The 15051-nt window shown below is 71.1% G+C and carries 12 protein-coding genes; 5 read left to right on the top strand and 7 right to left on the bottom strand.

Annotated elements, in window-relative coordinates; genetic code table 11:
• The first annotated feature begins 74 nt into the window (after positions 1–74).
• Positions 75–980 (top strand): alpha/beta fold hydrolase, encoded by a 906-nt coding sequence (locus tag KYK13_RS00935; protein ID WP_223641006.1) that lies wholly within the window; start codon positions 75–77, stop codon positions 978–980.
• A gap of 6 nt (positions 981–986) precedes the next feature.
• Here KYK13_RS00935 and KYK13_RS00930 read toward each other — a convergent pair whose 3' ends face one another.
• From KYK13_RS00930 to KYK13_RS00910, 5 genes are all read right to left on the bottom strand, one after another.
• Complete coding sequence (locus KYK13_RS00930) at positions 987–1781, bottom strand: hypothetical protein (RefSeq protein ID WP_370645261.1); 795 nt, start codon at positions 1779–1781, stop codon at positions 987–989.
• 38 nt (positions 1782–1819) lie between these two features.
• Entirely contained in the window at positions 1820–2887 is a 1068-nt protein-coding gene (locus KYK13_RS00925; RefSeq protein WP_223641002.1) for a nicotinamidase, read from the bottom strand.
• Between the two features lie 21 nt (positions 2888–2908).
• Positions 2909–4777, bottom strand: a complete 1869-nt coding sequence (locus KYK13_RS00920) for a hypothetical protein (protein WP_223641001.1) — start codon at positions 4775–4777, stop codon at positions 2909–2911.
• 4 nt (positions 4778–4781) lie between these two features.
• On the bottom strand, positions 4782–5585 hold the full coding sequence (locus tag KYK13_RS00915; RefSeq protein ID WP_223641000.1) for a protein phosphatase 2C domain-containing protein: 804 nt from the start codon (positions 5583–5585) through the stop codon (positions 4782–4784).
• Positions 5586–5766: 181 nt separating this feature from the next.
• Positions 5767–6456, bottom strand: coding sequence for an NUDIX domain-containing protein (locus tag KYK13_RS00910; protein ID WP_223640999.1), 690 nt, complete (start codon positions 6454–6456; stop codon positions 5767–5769).
• A gap of 110 nt (positions 6457–6566) precedes the next feature.
• Between KYK13_RS00910 and KYK13_RS00905 the strand changes: the two genes are divergently transcribed.
• Together KYK13_RS00905 and KYK13_RS00900 are read left to right on the top strand one after the other, a co-directional pair.
• Positions 6567–8294, top strand: coding sequence for an ABC transporter permease subunit (locus tag KYK13_RS00905; protein WP_223640997.1), 1728 nt, complete (start codon positions 6567–6569; stop codon positions 8292–8294).
• Positions 8291–9628, top strand: a complete 1338-nt coding sequence (locus KYK13_RS00900; protein ID WP_223640996.1) for a nitrate/sulfonate/bicarbonate ABC transporter ATP-binding protein — start codon at positions 8291–8293, stop codon at positions 9626–9628. Before KYK13_RS00905 ends, KYK13_RS00900 begins: the two co-directional genes overlap by 4 nt.
• Before the next feature lie 30 nt (positions 9629–9658).
• Here KYK13_RS00900 and KYK13_RS00895 read toward each other — a convergent pair whose 3' ends face one another.
• Positions 9659–10660, bottom strand: coding sequence for a diacylglycerol kinase family protein (locus tag KYK13_RS00895; protein WP_223640994.1), 1002 nt, complete (start codon positions 10658–10660; stop codon positions 9659–9661).
• Between the two features lie 86 nt (positions 10661–10746).
• Positions 10747–11751, bottom strand: coding sequence for an SDR family oxidoreductase (locus tag KYK13_RS00890; protein ID WP_223640993.1), 1005 nt, complete (start codon positions 11749–11751; stop codon positions 10747–10749).
• A gap of 280 nt (positions 11752–12031) precedes the next feature.
• Here KYK13_RS00890 and KYK13_RS00885 point away from each other — a divergent pair, with 280 nt between their 5' ends.
• Together KYK13_RS00885 and KYK13_RS00880 are read left to right on the top strand one after the other, a co-directional pair.
• Positions 12032–13579: a PEGA domain-containing protein gene (locus tag KYK13_RS00885; protein WP_223640991.1), complete on the top strand. Its 1548-nt coding sequence runs from the start codon at positions 12032–12034 to the stop codon at positions 13577–13579.
• Positions 13580–13622: 43 nt separating this feature from the next.
• On the top strand, positions 13623–15044 hold the full coding sequence (locus KYK13_RS00880) for an IgA Peptidase M64 (protein ID WP_223640990.1): 1422 nt from the start codon (positions 13623–13625) through the stop codon (positions 15042–15044).
• Positions 15045–15051: the final 7 nt, after the last annotated feature.

The following is a 15051-nucleotide window of genomic DNA, read 5'->3' as shown; positions in this document are numbered from 1 at the left end:
GCTCGGCCCGGCACCTCCCGGACGCGAGGCGTGCACACCCTGAGGCGTGAACCCGCTCTCGCGCGGAGGCGCCGATGACACGCCAGCAGCCGAACCCCACGACGACTCCAGCCAAGGCTCCGAGCGCCGTCCGGCCCTTCTTCCCTCAGGGCTTCCGCGAAGGCGACGAGGACGTCAACGGCACGCGGATCCACTTCGTCATCGGCGGCGAGGGACGCCCCGTCCTGCTGCTGCACGGCTACACGCAGACGCACCTCATGTGGTGGCGCCTGGCGCCGGGGCTCGCGAAGCAGCACACCGTGATCCTCCCGGACCTGCGCGGCGCGGGCGCCTCGGCCGCGCCAGAGCAGGGCTACGACAAGGAGACCCTGGCCCGGGACATGCGCGCGCTGGTGAAGAAGCTCGGCTTCGACAAGGTCTCCGTCGTGGGCCACGACATCGGCCTGATGGTCGCCTACGCCTACGCCGCCCTGTTCCCCAACGAGGTCGAGCGACTGGCCCTGCTGGACGCGTTCCTGCCGGGCATCGAGCCCTGGTCCGACCAGGTCATGCGCAGCCGGGACGTGTGGCACTTCACCTTCAACGGCCCCACCGCGGAGAAGCTGGTGCGGGGACGCGAGCGCGTCTACTTCGACCATTTCTGGACCGACTTCGCCGCCAATCCCCACGCGGTCGACGAAGCGGAGCGGCAGGCCTACACGGAGGCCTACGCGGCCCCGGGCCGGCTCCACTCGACGTGGAGCTACTTCCAGGCGTTCGACCAGGACAAGAAGGCCTTCCGGGAGCTGGCCCGGAACAAACTCCCCATGCCCGTGATGGTCATTGGGGGTGACAAGTCCCTGGGCGGACCGCTCGCCGCACAGGCGCGTGCGGTGGCCACCCAGGTCGAACCCCACATCCTCCCGGACACCGGCCACTGGGTGGCCGAGGAACGCCCCGAGGAGGTCCGCAAGCTGCTCGGAGGCTTCCTCCGGGCGTGACGCCCGTCAGGCCCCGAAGCCCCCCAGCGCCGCGCGGCTGAAGCTGGCCGCGCCCTGGCTGACGCGCACGGCGGACTGGCTGAACACCTGGAACGCGGCGCGGATCTCCTGGGCGCTCTGGCCCGGCGTCAGGATCCACCGGTCCGCGATGCCCATCTCCTGGAACACGCGCCGGAAGTCCGTCACCCCATCGTCGATGCCCATCGCCGCGACGATGTGGTTCTCCACCCGGTGCAGGTCCTTCACCAGCGCCGCCACGTCCTTCGCCCGCGCCTTCTGCGAGCCCTGGTCCGCGCCGTCGGTGATCAGCAGCGTCACCGTGCGCACCGGCACCCCGTTGCCGCTGAACTCCTGCGCCTTCGCCAGCACCGTGCCCAGCAGCACCACCGCCTGGTCGTACAGCGGCGTCCCGTTGTCCGCCGAGTAGTTCTTGGAGTGCATCCGCACCACGTCCTCCAACGGCCGGAAGGGATTGAGCACGTGGCCATTCAGGTAGCGCGTGTGGAACAGCACGCCGTCCTTCTGCTGGCTCGCCAGGAGCGCGTCCAGCACCAGGTTGTGCCCGTCACATACCGTCTTCTCGTGCCCCGAGTGCGCGATGCTCCCGGAGTCATCCGGCATCACCGTCACCAGCACCACCTCGCTCGCCTGCACGTCGTCCACGTGGATGCCCAGGCCTGCTTGGATCTGCGCCCCCAGGTCCACCACCGTGAGCGTCTGCAACCCCGCGGGGCTCAGGATGCCCTCCGCGTGCGCGTCCTCGAAGAGCTTCGTGACACCCGTCCCGTTCGCCTTGCTCATGTCCGTGCCTCCCGTCGTGTGAGTGCCCATGCCAGACGTCACGCCAGGCGCAGGTCCGGCCAGCTCGCGAGCGGCTCCGTGGCCTTCACCAGGTGCATGCCCGCGTCCGCGAAGCGCTTGAGCGCCGCGTCCGCCTGCGGCGTGAAGTCCGCCGCGAAGCCGCCCTTGCCGTCCGGCACCGTCACCGACGACATGCAGTCCGTCAGCAGGTACACCTTGCGGGCCAGCGCCGCGTCCTGCGCGACGATCTCCCCCAAGAGGTCGTCGATGCTGCTCTTCACGCAGTGGCTGGCGGCCTGCCCGCCAATCACCACCGCGTCCGACGTGAGCAGCGTCTTCAGGAACTGCGTGTTGCGCTGCGCGAGCGGCTGGCCGTCATGCCGCATCAGCACCTCCGGCCGCAGCACCGAGTAGTTCTCCGTCAGCGGGTTGCCGCCCTTCACCTCCGCCCACGACTGCACGCCGCGCGCGTACGAGTGGAACAGCCGCGCCTCCTGCACCACGCCCGACAGCGCGTGCCCGTCGCTGCCCAGCAGGCAGTGCGGCGGCCACAGGTAGAGCGTGTACTTCCCCGCGCGCTCCAGCTCCTCGCAGTAGAACTTCACCTGCTTGAGCAGCCACGGGTAGTTGCCGCCGCACAGCCACTTGGCCACCGCGGGGTTCGGCTTCGCCTGGCCGCGCTCGATCTGCTCGCGGGTCACCTCGCGGTACGGCTGGAGCGGCTGGTCGTCCTGGTCCACCCAGAACGACGGGAAGAAGATTTGATAGGCGAAGTGCGTGTCCAACGTCGCGGTGACGTTCGTCAGCGTCCCCAGGTTCCGGTAGATGAACTCCGCGATGCGGCGGTTGTCGTCGATGGCGCCCCGCCCGCTGCGCCCCGCCACGTACAGCGAGCCGTCCGGGAAGCAGAAGTCCTTCTGCACGTCGATGAGCAGCAGGTGCAGGTTGAAGCGGTCCGTGGCCGCCGCCGTCACGCCCTGCGCCGCCTTCCACGCCCCGGCCTCACGCTGGAGCTTCCCGGCGTTCGGGCCGTAGCCGTACTCCGCCGCGTGGTTGGAGTTGTAGAACCCGGGCAGCGGCAGTTCCTTCGCACTCGTCTTCGTCATGTCCAGCCCCCTGTCTGTGTTTCAGCTCATGCGCAACACGGTGAGGTCCTGAGGCCCCACCACCGTCAATCCCTCGCGCGACAGCAGCAGCCCGCGGCCCGCGTCCACGAACGGCTCCGTGTCCGGGAACTCGCGCACCGACTCCAGGCGCCCCTGCCGGCGCTCCACGCGCACGAGTCCCGCGTCCGTGGCGCAGAAGAGCGCGCCCCCCACGGCGCACTTCCCGCGCAGCGTCCCCAGCCACGAACCGTCCCCCGCGTCGGCCCGGGCGCTCGCGCGCACCACCCCATCCGGCCCCAGCAGCACCGCGTGATGCACCGTGCGTCCACCGGCCTCCTCCGCGAGCAGCAACCACACGGTGTCCCCGTCGAACACCGCCTCCGCGTCCAGCAGCTGCCCCGAAGGCCACGGCAGCGAGAGCCCGTCCCGCAGCCCCTTGCGCTCCACGTTGAACAGGAAGGCCCCCCGCAGCCCCGCCGCGCGGTGGAACCCCAGGCCGAACCGGGGGCCCACGAACAGCCGCGTCTGTCCCTGCAGCACGTCGCCCCACCGCTCGGCGCCGAGCGCTCCGTCCCGCCACAGCCCGCCGCCCGCCGCCCAGAACCGGTGTCTGGCATTGGCCGCGAACACCGGCCGCTGGTCACAGACCTCCACGCCCAGGTACTCCGGCCCCCGGCCCGGCATGAACACCGCCACGCGCCCCCGCTGCCCCAGCAGCGTCACGTCCCCCTGCGCCTCCCAGCGCAGCGACGGGTCCAGGTCGCCGCGCATCACCGTGCGGCCGTCCTCGCGCCGGTACGCGCCATCCGCGTGGTAGACGAAGCGCACCGCCCCGTCCTCCGCGCTCGCGTGCAGCAGCACACCGCGGGTCGTGAACGTCCGCTTCGCCGTCACCTGCCCGCGCACCGCCGACACCGGCGTGGCCGCCACCGTCGCGTGCGGCTGGCACGTGGGACACGCGGCCCGCGCATGCTCCAGGCCGCACGACGCGCACACCGTGAAGCGCAGCCCCTCCAGGAGCGGCAGCGGGAAGGCATCGCGCCGGTCCTCCACGAACACCTGATGGAACAGGTGCAGCACCGCGTCCGGCAGCGTGTCGCGCGGCAGCGCGGGCTTGGGGTACTGCACGTCCGGATGGAACACGCTGACGCGCTGGAGCAGCCGCCCCAACGCGTTCAGCCGGGCCGCCTGCGCCTTCGGCTTGTGGATGCCCCCCTGCGGCCCCACGCACAGCAGCGACTGCATCACGGTGACGGCGAAGGCATACCAATCACTCTCCACCGTCGCCGGCCGCGCGGGCGTCAGCGATTGCGCGCCCGCGTCCACCCGCAGCGGGTCGAGGAACTTCTCCGTGAACACCGGACACAGGAAGGCGCCGAACTGGAAGCTGTCCGCGTCGATGAAGTACGCGTCCGTGCCCACCGTCAGCACGTTCAGGTCGTTGAAGTCCCCCACCACCACGCCCGCCGAGTGCACCGCCGCCAGCACGCGGTGCAGCCCCGCGAGCACCGTCACCGCGTCGGCGGCCCTGCCTCCCGCGCGGCGGAACGCCGGCTCGCTCCAGCGGCGCAGCGGCTCCACGCCGTCCAGCTTGCGCATCGCATAGCCCAGCACCTCCGCGCCCTTCTTGTCCGTGGCCAGGGCCTGCGGCGTCACCACTCGCGCCGGAAGGCCCGTGGGGAACGCGCGCAGCTTGCGCTGGTGCTCCGCGAGCCGGGCCTTCGCCGCGGCCTGCTCGGGCAACAGGCCCAGGTAGTCCGGATGGTCGGGCTGCTTGAAGACCTTGAGCGCGCGGCCATCCCCCAGGTCATACACATCCGCCTCGCCGCCCTTGCCCAGCGCCCGCTGCGGCTCCAACCGGACCTTCCTTCCCTCCAGCCAGAGGTCCATGGCCTCACGCCCTCCCCATCCGGCGGCGCAGCACCACCAGCGTGGTGTCGTCCGTCAGCAACCCCGGCGTGCGCAGCAGCCGCCGCTCCACGAAGTCCGCGCGCACCGACTCACGGTTGAGCTGCGCCAGCCGCCGTCGCACCGCGTCCGGGTTGGTGAAGTACCGGTCGTCCGTCCAGAACCGCGACAGCGGGCCCACCGGCTCGTCGCGCTCCGGCAGCCGCGCCTGCGAAAGGGCCAGCAGGTCCCCCACCCCATCCGTCCCGACGAGCAGCGCGTTCACGTCCTCCGTGGGCACCACCGCCCGGGGCTCCAACCGCACGTCCTCCCCGCGCAGCAGCGCATACGCGAGATACGGCGGCGCGTTGCCCGGGAACGGTCCCAGCGCGTGCACCCGGCCGTTGAGCATCCACACCCCGTCCCCCGACGAGAAGACGAGCGTGTGCGCCGGCGTCACCACCGCGCCCACGAGCGTGAAGAGCAGGTCCCCCAACACGTCCCGCCCCAGCGCGGACGCCAGTCCCTCCATCAACTCCAGCAGGTCCCCGCGCAGCCCCGGCAGGAAGTCCGCGCCGTCCACCCCCTCGCCCCGCTGAAGCCTCGCCTGCGCCGCCTGCGCCAGCCGCCGCACGCCCAGCTGCGCCCCCAGCTCGCTGCACGGCTGGCTGCCACACCCGTCCGCCACCACCACCACCAGCCCGTGCTCGCTCCACCGGACGCAGGCGGCGTCCTGGTTGTTGCGCCCCGAACGCGCGTGCTCCCGGCCCTGCACCGAACCCACCGCGACATCGAAGGGCAGCGTGGACATGGCTCTCCCGTGGCCCTCGAAGGGCACGCACGACCCGGAACCTGCTGGCGACCGGGCGGCCCGCACCGCCCGTCTTCGTGTATCTACGACACGAACATAGTGTCCATATGACACGAAGTCAATGCGGCGTGTGACAACCTGTCAGCGGGCGCCGAGGGAGCTGGCGGGAGGTGTAGGGAGGTCAGAGCTCGAAGTTGAAGCCGGCCTTCTCGAGCTGTTTGTACTTCTTGTGGTCGAACCGGTAGAGGCGCGCGGCGCGGTGGGAGACGTCCTGCTCCACCTCGTCCAGCTCCTCCAAGAGGTCCATGGCGAGGATCTTCTTGCGGAAGTTGCGCTTGTCGAGCTCGCGCTCCAGCACCGTCTCGTACAGCCGCTGGAGCTGCGACAGCGTGAACTTGGGCGGCAGCAGTTCGAAGCCGATGGGCTGGTAGCGCACCTTGCCCTTGAGCCGCTGCAGCGCGGTGGCCAGCACGTCCGCGTGGTCGAACGCGAGCTTCGGCGTGTCCCAGACGGAGAACCACGCCGCCTCGCGCGCGTCCGTGGAGGCCTGGAGGTGATGCTGGGACAGCTTCACCAGCGCGAAGTACGCCACGGTGATGACGCGGCCCCGGGGGTCGCGGTCCGGAGCACCGAACGTGTAGAGCTGCTCCAGGTGGCTGGTGCGCAGCCCGGCCTCCTCCTCCAGCTCGCGGCGCGCGGCGTCCTCCAGGGACTCCTCCATGCGCACGAAGCCGCCGGGCAGCGCCCACCGGCCCTGATAGGGCTCCACGCCGCGCTGGATGAGCAGCACCTTGAGGTCCTCTTCGTCCAACCCGAAGACGACGCAGTCCACCGTCACCGCCGGGCGCGGGTACTCATAGGTGTGGCTCACGTGGGAACCCTCCAGCCGACATCGTGTCCAGAGGACACCGTACCGGCAAGCAGGCATTTCACCGGCCCCCGCGAGGAGCCCCTGGCACGTGTGTCGCAAGGCCAGACGGCGTGCGCCGCTCTTCGTCCTCTACCTTCGGCGAGTCGAACGCCTCGCTCGAATCGAGCCGGGCTCCGGGCTGGGTGGACCTGCTCATCGTCGCGGGCCTGGCGGGCGCCTTGTTCGGAATCACCCGCACCGTCGAGGAGTGGACGGGCACGCTGCGGCCCACGGTGGACATCGACCTGTCACCCGCCGCCCTGCCGCGCTACGCCTTCTTCTCGCTGTGCCGGGGGCTCATCGCCTACGTCTTCTCGCTCGGGTTCACCCTCACGTATGGGTACTGGGCCGCGAAGGACGCGCGGGCCGAGCGCGTGCTGCTGCCGCTGCTCGACATCCTCCAGAGCATCCCCGTGCTCGGCTTCATGCCGGGGCTCGTGCTGGCCCTCGTCGCCGCCTTCCCCCGGAGCAACGTGGGGCTGGAGCTGGCCGCGGTGGTGATGATCTTCACCGGGCAGGCGTGGAACATGACGTTCAGCTACTACCACTCGCTGCGCTCGGTGCCCCTGGAGCAGCGTGAGGCCGCCACCGTCTATCGCTTCAATGGCTGGGAGCGCCTGCGCTGGGTGGAGCTGCCTTTCGCCACCATCGGCCTCGTGTGGAACAGCATGCTGAGCATGGCGGGGGGCTGGTTCTTCCTGATGATCAACGAGGCCTTCGTCCTGGGGGACCGGGACTTCCGCCTGCCAGGGCTGGGCTCCTACATGAGCGTGGCCGTCGCGCACGGGGACACGGCCGCCATGGTCTGGGCCATCGTCGCGATGACCGCGATGATCGTCGTGCTGGATCAGCTCCTCTGGCGGCCCGTGGTCGTCTGGGCGCAGAAGTTCCGCACGGAGGAGGGCGGGCAGGTGGCTGGCATGGGCTCCTGGTTCCTCACCCTCTTGCGCCGCTCGACCCTGCTCGCGGCGCTGAAGCGCGCCTGGAGGCGGCGCGCGTACGCCGCGACTCGCGCGGCGCCCCGGCGCGGCGGGCGGCTGTCTCCCCGGCTGCCGCGGCTGCTGTCCCAGGCGCTGCTGCTCCTCCTCGTGGGCGCCCTCCTCGTCGGGGCCGCGCGGTTGATGCTCATCCTCCGGGACGTCCCCCTCGCCCATTGGAGGGACACCCTGGGCAAGGCGTTCCTCACGTTGGGTCGCGTGCTCCTGGCCACCTGCCTGGGGACGCTGTGGGCCGTACCGGCGGGACTGGCCATCGGGTTGTCTCCGCGCCTGTCCCGGCTGCTCCAGCCGGTGATTCAAGTGGTGGCGTCCTTCCCCGCGCCCATGCTCTTCCCCATGGTCATCGCGGCCCTGAGCCTCCTGGGCGTGGGTCTGGGGTGGGGCAGCATGTGGCTCATGCTGCTGGGGACCCAGTGGTACATCCTGTTCAACGTCGTGGCCGGCGCCACGGCCATCCCCGCGGACCTGCGCGAGATGGCGGCGAGCTACCGGCTCGGCGTCTGGCGGCGCTTCTGGAGCCTCTACCTGCCCGCGGTCTTCCCGTACCTCGTGACGGGTTGGGTGACGGCCGCCGGAGGCGCGTGGAACGCGAGCATCGTGTCCGAGTACGTCACCTTCCGGGGGCGCGTCCTCACGGCCCCTGGCCTGGGCGCTCAAATCAGCCTGGCCGCGGCGTCCGCGAACTTCCCGCTGCTGAGCGCGAGCGTCGTGGTCATGTCTGTGATGGTCGTGACCTTCAACCGTCTGGTGTGGAGGAGACTCCACCGCCTGGCCGAGACGCGCTTCTCCTTGAACAAATGAGCCTCGATCGCGTCATCGCCTCCCGGTCCCAGGATGCCCTGGGCACGTCCTCCCCCGTTCCGCTCTGCGAGCTGCGCGGGGTGAGCCAATCCTTCGCCCAGCCCCATGGCGCGCCGCTCCTCGTCCTGGAGGACATCTCGCTCCAGGTCCACCCCAACGAGGTGGTGTGCCTGCTGGGGCCGTCGGGCTGCGGGAAGTCCACCGTGCTGCGCATCCTCGCCGGGCTGTTGCGGCCCACGCGCGGGGAGGTGCTGTACCGCGGGCGCCCGCTCCAGGGCCTCAACCCGGGAGTGGCCATCGTCTTCCAGTCCTTCGCGCTCTACCCGTGGATGACGGTCGAGCAGAACGTCGAGGTCGTGCTCAAGGCGGCGGGGCTCGGGCACGACGAGATCGCCGCGCGCGCCTCCCAGGCCATCCGCAAGGTGGGGCTGGAGGGGTTCGAGCGGGCCTATCCGCGAGAGCTGTCGGGCGGCATGAAGCAGCGCGTGGGCATGGCGCGCGCCTTCTCGCTCGACCCCGAGCTGCTCTTCATGGACGAGCCCTTCAGTCAGGTGGACGCCCTGACCGCCGAGAGCCTCCGCGCCGAGGTGCTCGACATCTGGTCCGCCAAGGACAAGCAGGCCTCGTCCATCCTGATGGTGAGCCACGACATCAAGGAAGTGGTCTACATGGCGGACCGCATCGTCGTGCTCGGGGCGCATCCTGGCGTGGTGCGCACCGTGGTGGAGAACCGGCTGCCGCGTCCCCGGGACTACCGCTCCCCCGAGCTGCTGCGGATGGTGGACCGCCTGCACGACATCATCACCGGCCACGAGCTGCCCGACACGCAGGAGCCAGCCGCCCCGGTGTCCACGACCACGACGCCGGTGGAGCCGCTGCCCAACGCCTCCGGCGGGGAGCTCGTGGGCCTGCTGGAGTACCTGGACGCGCGAGGTGGCCGCGAGGAGCTCTTCCGGATCGCGGCCGACACGGACCAGGAGTTCGGCAAGGTCATCAACGTGGTGAAGGCCGCGGAGATGCTCGACTTCGTGGACACGCCCAAGCGGATGGTGATGCTGTCCGACTGCGGCGTCCGCTTCCTCAAGGGCGACGCCTCGGAGCGCAAGCGAGTGTGGCGCGAGCAGCTCCTGCAACTCGGGCTCTTCCGCAAGGTGAGGGCGGCGCTCGAACAGCATCCGCGCCAGGAGCTGGACCGGGAGCTCGTCCTGGACCTCATCGTCCTGAGCATGCCGTCCGAGGACTACGAGCGCATCTTCGACACCCTCGCCCGGTGGGCCCGGTTCGGAGAGCTGTTCACCTACGACGAGAACCGGGGCGTCCTCCTCCTGCCATAGCGATACAGGAGGAGCGCCGGCAGGGCGTGCTCAGACGGCGACCAGGCGGCTGAGGCGGCGCCAGTCGACCAGGTTGACGTTCTCCTCCGCCAGGTCGAACTCCAGCGAGCGGCGCATGCCCAGCACGTCGCCGCCCATCTGGAAGGGCACCTCGCGGTCGAAGTCCATGCGCAGGCGCTCCACGAAGAAGTCGTGCATGCGCGGCATGGGGTGCTCGCCGCGCCACAGGCGGAACATGTTGCGCGTGGCCTCCAGGACGCCCGCGCCGTACACGCGCACGGACAGCCGGTGCGGCACCGCCTGCGCGAACGGGAACGCCTTGAAGCCGAAGCCCCACTCCGGCGTCGTCGCCGCGCCCGCCACGCCCGCGGGGCCCTGGTACAACAGCTGCCCCGCGCCGCCGTTGGGCACCGGCCGCACCGCGCCCGTGGGATCCATGGTCAGCGCGGACGCGCCCAGGTTGTAGACGGAGACGTTCGGGTTGCCCTCGCCGAACAGGTGGCGCGGCACCGTGCGCGTGAACATGGCGCCCAGGTAGCCGCGCAGGCCGGACTGCATGCTCTTCAGCGGACCGGCGTCGGCGAGCTGGTTCTTGAAGTCCTGGATCATCTCCGCGTCCCAGCCCGTGCCCGCGAAGGGCGCCACCCGGCCCTCCACCCGCACCAGCGAGAAGGGACGCAGGGGCGGCAGGCGCTCGCCGTACGCGGCGATCTGCTTCAGCGCCACCTGGGGACGCGGCGCGCCGGTGACGCGGGCCCACGCGTTGCCCGTGCCCAGCGGCAGCACGCCAATGGCCGGCAGGGCCACGCCCTGGGAGCGCAGCTCGTTGAGCAGGCCCGTGATGGTGCCGTCCCCCCCGCCCGCGAGCAGCAGGCTGGGCGGGTCGTGGCGGAGCTGGTCCACCCACTCCCTCGCCTCTTCCAGCGAACGGGTGAGGGCCACCCGGGCCCGGGGGAGCAGGTCCTTGACGAGCCCGCCCATCCCTTCGGTCCCTTTACGCGCACGCAGATTGACGAGGACGGCAATGTTCATGGCGGGCGCGACTCTTCCCCAGTTCATGTCATGGCCCCGTCACGAAAAGCACCCCGGCATGGGGACGCCCCCAGGGAACATGCTCATCACACCCCCAGGGCATGGGCCAGCCGCGCCTCCAGGTGTCGCTCGGCCGCACGCCGGCGCAGCGTCACCGCCGCGGCCGCCAGCCCTCCGGCCATCAGGAGCCGCCGCAGCCATGTTTTTCCGGTGCCGTGGTAACCGCCCGACGCCGCGGTCCCCTCCTCCATGGGCCGGAAGACGTTGCCGGGGGTGGGGCCCTGCCGCGCGTCCTGGAAGTGCAGGACGTCCGTTCCGGACTTCATGGTGCGCTCGAACGTGCGGGGGAACAGGCCGTGCATCGCCGCGAAGCTCTTGCCGGCGGGGCCGACGATGACCTCGTCCTGGGGCTGGCGCAGCACGCGGAGGATGGTGCGGGCCACGCGCTCCGGCGTGTAGACGGGCTCCACGGGGCGGATGCGCCAGCCGGTGTAGTTGGCGGTGTGGCGCCACAGGGGCGTGTCGATGGCGGCGGGCATCACCGTGCACACGTCGATGCCCGTGCCGAGCAGCTCCTGGCGCAGCGACGCGGAGAAGCCGCGCACCGCGAACTTGGAGGCCACGTAGGCGCTCAGGTACGGCGCGGGCACGGTGCCGAAGGTGGAGGACACGTTGACCAGCGTCCCGTAGCCCTGGCGGCGGAACTGCGCGAGCGCCACGCGCGCCCCGCTCACCGTGCCAAAGAAGTTGGTCTCCATGAGCTGGCGGAACGCGTCGTCCGGCGTCTCCTCCAGGCTGCCCAGCATGTAGACGCCCGCGTTGTTCACCCAGCCGTCGAAGTGGCCAAAGGCCTCCACCGCGGCCTCCGCCAGCTTCCGCACGGCCGCCGCGTCCGACACGTCCGTGGAGACCCTCAGCGCCTGGACGCCGTGGGACTCGCACTCGGCCGCCAGCTCCTCCAGGGGCTCCTCCCGGCGCGCGGCGAGGACCACGTGGGCGCCCTTCTTCGCCAGCAGCAGCGCGGTGGCCCGGCCAATGCCGCTGGAGGCGCCCGTGATGACGATGACCTTCTGCTTCCACATGCGATCCATGGAGTGGGGTCCTTTGCTGGCGGGCCCGCCGGCCCGAACGTTCGACATGGGTTCGTGCATGGAAAGGTGGGGATGACGCCCGGCGTCGCACCCGGGCCACCGGTGACTCACCCGGAGGGCAGCCAGCGAGGCGAGGGGCCCCGGAACCCGGACGGGCGTCCACGCGCGGGACCGGGGAGCAGCGGCCAGGGGCCGCTGGCCTGGAGGGTGGACAGTCCGGTAGAGGGCGGAACGCGGCCTGCATCGCCCGTCCGGCCATCCCTTCCACTCCCACGTGACCATGTCCTTCCGTCCGAAGCCGTCCGCGTTCGCGCTGATGCTGTGCCTGCTGTGCGCCACCGCCTCGCGGGCCGCGCCCCACCGGCTGGTGGTCTCCAGCGGCGACTGCCGGGACGCGGAGCTGAGCGGCCAGTCCAAGGCGTTCTACGACGCCCTCCGCGCCCGCCCGGAGCAGCGCGTGCTGAGCGCCCCCGAGTTCGCCGAGCGCCTCTTCCCCGCCTCCTCGCGCTCCTTCGAGGACCTGCAGCGCCAGCTGGACGCGGCGCAGGACCAGTTCTACGAGGGCCGCAACGCCCGCGCGGCCCAGCTCCTGGACGACGCGCTGAGCGACATCCGCCGCCTGCCGCCGGGCGAGCCGCGCTGGAAGCTCTTCGCGCACGCGCAGCTGCTGCACGGGCTCAATCAGCGGGCGATGGGGAAGACGAAGGACAGCGACACGGCCTTCCTCCAGGTGCTGCGCCTCCAGCCGAAGTACCGGTTGGATCCGGACCAGTACGCCCCCTCCATCCGGCAGGCCTTCGAGAAGCTGCGCCGCGACCTGGCCCGGACGCCCAAGGTGAAGCTGTCCCTGAAGTCCACGCTGCCCGCGTCGGACGTGTACCTGGAGGGCCTGGGCATGGGGCAGACGCCGCTCACGCTGGAGCTGCCCGCCGGGTCCTATGAGCTGACCGTGGTGAAGGGAGACGCGGTGAGCTTCCCCCGGCAGGTGCAGGCGCAGGGGGCGGACACGCCGCTGTTGGTGGACCTGGCCTACGAGGGGTCGGTGACGGCCGCGCCCTTCCCGTGCCTGTCCGCGGCGGACGGCAACGAGGAGCGCACGTGGAGCCACGCGGTGCGCCTGGGCGGCACGCTGGGCGTGGAGGAGGTCATCGTCGTGCGGCTGGAGCGCCCGAGCAGCGGGCCCAAGTGGTTCGCCGCCACGGTGCTCAACGTCGACGGCGGGCAGAAGCTGCGCGAGGGCGGCTTCAAGACGCAGGGCCTGGACGCGCCCGGCGAGGCGCTCTCCGCGCTGGTGGACTTCGTCACCACGGGGCGCTCGCCCTCCAACCTCGTGGTGATGAACAACGCCAACGGCAAGGCGCCCTGGGACGCGGGCAACGCGCGGGGCACCACGGCCGCGTCCGGCACGGGCACGGGCGCGGACCTCAGCGCGCCCCACCTCCTGTCGGAGGATGCCACCCGCAACACGGGCGCTCCCCGCCAGGGCCTGCGCACGGCGTCGTATGTGGCGGTAGGGGCGGGCGTGGCGGCGCTGGGAGGCGCGGGCGTGGTGCGGCTGCTGGCCCAGAAGGACCTCACCGGCCTGGAGGACCGCCGCAAGGCCAACGGCGGCCAGCTGGTGAGCACGGACGCGCAGGCCGTCGCGCTGCGCAACTCGCTGGTGGGCAAGAGCCACCTCCTGACGGGGCTGCTCGTGGGCGGGGGCGCGGCGGTCGTCACCGGGGCGGTGCTCTACCTCGTGTCCGCTCCCGCGAAGCCAGCGCCCGTGACGCTGGGGGTGACGGCGGACGGGACGGGCGCGGGGGCGAGCGTGTCCGGGTCGTTCTGACCGTTGCTGGCCGGGAGGCACTGGGGGCGTAGAGTCGCGCCCCATGCGCGCTTCCCTCCTGCTGTTGCTGTTCACGGCGAGCACCGCCCTCGCCGCGCCCCGGACGTTCCGCGTCGACTACTTCCACACCGGCAATGCCACCGAGGAGCGCTTCAGCCTGGAGCGGCTGGTGGTGGAGCCGCTGCCCTGGCCGGGCCACCCGGCGCGGGCCATCGACGAGACGAACCTGGGCAAGTACCTCTTCGAGGTGCGGGACCGGGGGACGAACCGGCTCCTGTACTCGCGCGGCTTCGCCTCCATCTTCGGCGAGTGGGAGCTGACGGACGAGGCGAAGCAGGGCCACCGCACCTTCAGTGAATCGCTGCGCTTCCCCACGCCGGACCGCCCCGTCCAGGTCGTCCTGAAGAAGCGCGACGCGCAGAACGCCTTCCGCGAAATCTGGTCGCTGGTGGTGGATCCGAAGGACCCCACCGTGGATCCGTCCTCGCCGCCCGCGCCGGGCCCGCTGCTCAAGCTGCTGGAGAACGGGCCGCCGCAGGACAAGGTGGACTTCCTCATCCTGGGGGATGGCTACACGGAGGCGGAGCGCGGCAAGTTCGAGAAGGACGCGCGCAAGCTGGTGGACACCCTCTTCAGCTTCTCCCCCTTCAAGGAGCGCAAGGCGGACTTCAACGTCTGGGGCTTGATGCCCGCGGCGGCTGAGTCCGGCATCTCCCGGCCCTCCACCGGCGTCCACCGCCGCCCGCCCCTGGGCTCCACCTACGACGCCTTCGGCGCGGAGCGCTACATCCTCACCTTCGACAACGAAGCGCTGCGCGACACCGCCGCCTTCGCGCCCTACGAGTTCATCGAGATCCTCTCCAACGGCAATACCTACGGAGGAGGGGGCATCTTCAACCTCTTCAGCACCGTGGCCTCCGACAGCCTCTGGGCCCCCTACGTCTTCGTCCACGAGTTCGGTCACCACTTCGCGGGGCTGGCGGACGAGTACTACACCTCCGCCCCGGTCTACGGCGCCGCGCCCGCGGAGCGGGTGGAACCCTGGGAGAAGAACGTCACCGCGCTCCACGACCCCGCCCAGCTCAAGTGGAAGGACCTGGTCGCCCCCGGCACCCCGCTGCCCACGCCCTGGAATCAGTCCACCTATGACGCGCATGCCCTGCAGGTGCAGCAACGCCGGCAGAAGATTCGCGCGGAGCGTCAACCCGAGGCGGAGATGGACGCGCTCTTCATGGAGCAGCGCAACTGGGAGGAGAAGTTCCTGGGCACGCAGAAGGTCTCCGGGAAGGTGGGCGCCTTCGAGGGGGCCCACTACGAGGCGAAGGGCTACTTCCGGCCGCAGACGGACTGCGTGATGTTCACCCGGGACCGGGTGCCCTTCTGCGCGGTGTGTCAGCGCGGCATCAGCGAGGTCATCGACCTGTACGCGGGTCCCCCCTCCACCCCGGCGCGGAAGACTCCTTGACTTCCTT

The sequence above is a fragment of the Corallococcus sp. EGB genome (genome assembly GCF_019968905.1).
In the GTDB taxonomy this organism is placed as follows: Bacteria; Myxococcota; Myxococcia; order Myxococcales; family Myxococcaceae; genus Corallococcus.
The sequence above is the reverse complement of the archived record's forward strand: the minus strand, read 5'-3'. Positions and strand labels throughout refer to the sequence as shown.

Coding starts and splice junctions, on each gene's coding strand:
- KYK13_RS00935 (WP_223641006.1), top strand. CDS start 75: ATGACACGCCAGCAGCCGAACCCCACGACGACTCCAGCCAAGGCTCCG.
- KYK13_RS00930 (WP_370645261.1), bottom strand. CDS start 1,781: ATGAGCAAGGCGAACGGGACGGGTGTCACGAAGCTCTTCGAGGACGCG.
- KYK13_RS00925 (WP_223641002.1), bottom strand. CDS start 2,887: ATGACGAAGACGAGTGCGAAGGAACTGCCGCTGCCCGGGTTCTACAAC.
- KYK13_RS00920 (WP_223641001.1), bottom strand. CDS start 4,777: ATGGACCTCTGGCTGGAGGGAAGGAAGGTCCGGTTGGAGCCGCAGCGG.
- KYK13_RS00915 (WP_223641000.1), bottom strand. CDS start 5,585: ATGTCCACGCTGCCCTTCGATGTCGCGGTGGGTTCGGTGCAGGGCCGG.
- KYK13_RS00900 (WP_223640996.1), top strand. CDS start 8,291: ATGAGCCTCGATCGCGTCATCGCCTCCCGGTCCCAGGATGCCCTGGGC.
- KYK13_RS00895 (WP_223640994.1), bottom strand. CDS start 10,660: ATGAACATTGCCGTCCTCGTCAATCTGCGTGCGCGTAAAGGGACCGAA.
- KYK13_RS00890 (WP_223640993.1), bottom strand. CDS start 11,751: ATGGATCGCATGTGGAAGCAGAAGGTCATCGTCATCACGGGCGCCTCC.
- KYK13_RS00885 (WP_223640991.1), top strand. CDS start 12,032: ATGTCCTTCCGTCCGAAGCCGTCCGCGTTCGCGCTGATGCTGTGCCTG.
- KYK13_RS00880 (WP_223640990.1), top strand. CDS start 13,623: ATGCGCGCTTCCCTCCTGCTGTTGCTGTTCACGGCGAGCACCGCCCTC.